Raw genomic sequence first — 2595 nt, 5'->3', positions numbered from 1 at the left:
CAGGATTCAGGATTCAGGAAAAATAAAAGCATGATGATTAACTAAAATCATCATGCTTTTTTGTTTTTTAGAATTAAAGAACTTACAAGATTCTCGCTCTTATCGTTTCTAGTTAGCGCAGCGTATAGTCTCTAGTTAACACCAAAGCTCACCACACCCACCCCTGAAACCTTTAAGCGAAGCGATCTGAACCCTGATCTTATTTCTTCTCTTCCGCCAACCACTCTGCTACGTCTTTTGCAAAGTAAGTTAGGATGCCATCAGCGCCGGCACGTTTGAAGCACAATAACGACTCCATCACCGTATCACGCTCACTCAACCAACCATTCATAATAGCGGCTTTGTGCATCGCATATTCACCTGATACTTGATAAGCAAAGGTTGGAACTTGAAGCTCAGTCTTAACACGACGAACGATGTCCAGATATGGCATACCCGGTTTCACCATGACCATGTCAGCGCCTTCATTGATGTCCATTGCTACTTCATGAATCGCTTCATCGCTGTTGGCTGGATCCATTTGGTAGTTCTTCTTGTTGCCACCTTTAAGATTCGACGAAGAACCAACGGCATCACGGAACGGCCCGTAATAACAAGAGGCATATTTTGCAGAGTACGCCATGATTTGTGTATGAACATGGCCCGCTTTTTCTAGCGCTTTACGGATTTCACCAATACGACCATCCATCATATCTGATGGTGCAACAACATCTGCACCCGCTTCAGCGTGAGAAAGCGCTTGTTTGATCAAAACTTCCGTTGTGATGTCATTCATTACGTAACCATCTTCATCGATGATCCCGTCTTGCCCATGAGTGGTGAATGGGTCTAATGCCACATCAGTGATCACGCCTAGCTCAGGAATGTGCTCTTTCAATGCTTTAACGGCACGTTGAACAAGGCCTTCAGGGTTATGAGCTTCTGCTGCACATAAGCTTTTTACGTCCTGAGACACAACCGGGAACAATGCAATGGCAGGGATACCTAACTCATATAAACGCTGTGCTTCTTCAAGCAGTAAATCAATCGATAAACGATCAACGCCAGGCATAGAATCTACGCTTTCACGACGATCTTTACCCATCAGCACAAACATTGGATAGATTAAATCATTAACGGTTAGTTGGTTCTCAGCCATTAAACGACGGCTAAATTCATGCTTACGCATACGACGCATACGACGGTTTGGAAACGCACCTTGAATGGATACAGACACACTGAGCTCCTTTTGTATTTATGATGCATTCAATATATACCCATCGTCTTTTGAATCCAACTATCGCCCATAAATGTTCATCATATTTCTCTTTCCTTTTCTTAGAGATCTGATTTTTGCTATGAACTTGGTATGATAGAAAGAGAATTTTATTTTAAGGCTTTTATCATGATAGATACGCACGCTCATATTTATGCAAAAGAATTCGATGACGATCGTGATGCGGTTGTTCAGCGAGCTTTAGAACAAGGTATTAATCAAATATTACTGCCAAATATCGATCTAGAATCCATTGAACCTATGCTTCAAACAGAAGCCGCTTACCCTGACATTTGCCGCTCAATGATGGGCTTACACCCTTGCTATGTGAACGCCGATGTTAAGCAAACTCTCGCAACTATTCACGCATGGTTTGAGAAGCACAACTTCATTGCAGTAGGTGAAATAGGTATTGACCTATACTGGGACAAAACCTTTAAAGCTGAACAAGAGATGGCATTTATCACCCAATTAAACTGGGCAAAAGAAATGACGTTGCCTGTTGTTATTCATACTCGTGATTCTATTGAAGAAACATTAAGCCTTCTAAAAAAAGAACAGGATGGCTCGTTATCAGGCACATTCCACTGTTTTGGCGGCTCGGTTGACGAAGCAAAAGCAATCAATGATCTAGGCTTTCATTTAGGATTAGGCGGTGTTTCTACCTTTAAAAATGGCGGAATGGATAAAATCATTCCTCACTTGAATATGGATTACTTAATTCTAGAGACCGATTGCCCATATTTAGCACCAGTACCTCATCGTGGTAAACGTAATGAGCCAGCGTACACACAATTAGTCGCGCAACGTGTGGCGGATTTGCGTGAGATGAGCTTGGCGGATGTGGATGCGATTACGACGGCGAATGCGAAAAGACTTTTTGGGATTTAAGAGAAAAAAATAGAGTTCAGAATTAAACCCTGCATTCACAATCCCTCCTAGCCTCCCCTTATATCGACATTGGTGATCACATAAGATATTTACTCAAGGGGAGGAACGGTATTGTGATCGCTGAAATATCCGCAACAATGAAAGTTCTCCCCCTTTGTCTATGCATTACTTTACTGGGATCGATAATATCAATATAAGGGGGAGTTAGAGGAGGTTGCTGATACCATATTTCATCAAGATTCTAAATCAGCTTTTGCTCTTATAGAAGCGAAGCGTTCTAGCCTCTAGTTAGCGCAGCGTATAGACTTTTACTTTATCCCAAACAGAAAAACCCCGCTAGACTCTCGTCTAACGGGGTTATAACTTTACTCGCAGCAATCCGGCTACTAATGGTGCTCCATGCATCAAATCCTTGATAGTATGCTGATTCCTTCAGCTTATTCCTTTCT

The 2595-nt window shown here is 42.1% G+C and carries 2 protein-coding genes; one reads left to right on the top strand and one right to left on the bottom strand.

Annotated elements, in window-relative coordinates; all coding sequences use genetic code 11:
• Positions 1 to 199: 199 nt before the first annotated feature.
• Positions 200 to 1216 (bottom strand): porphobilinogen synthase, encoded by a 1017-nt coding sequence (gene hemB / locus AACV33_RS01430; RefSeq protein ID WP_182700679.1) that lies wholly within the window; start codon positions 1214 to 1216, stop codon positions 200 to 202.
• Between the two features lie 168 nt (positions 1217 to 1384).
• On the opposite strand from hemB, the gene AACV33_RS01425 reads away from it, so the two are divergent.
• Complete coding sequence (locus AACV33_RS01425; RefSeq protein ID WP_026025261.1) at positions 1385 to 2146, top strand: TatD family hydrolase; 762 nt, start codon at positions 1385 to 1387, stop codon at positions 2144 to 2146.
• Positions 2147 to 2595 lie beyond the last annotated feature (449 nt).

The organism is Aliivibrio sp. SR45-2, from assembly GCF_963890165.1.
GTDB lineage: Bacteria > Pseudomonadota > Gammaproteobacteria > Enterobacterales > Vibrionaceae > Aliivibrio > Aliivibrio salmonicida.
Note: the sequence above shows the minus strand (reverse complement) of the source record. Positions and strands in the feature narration are given on the sequence as shown.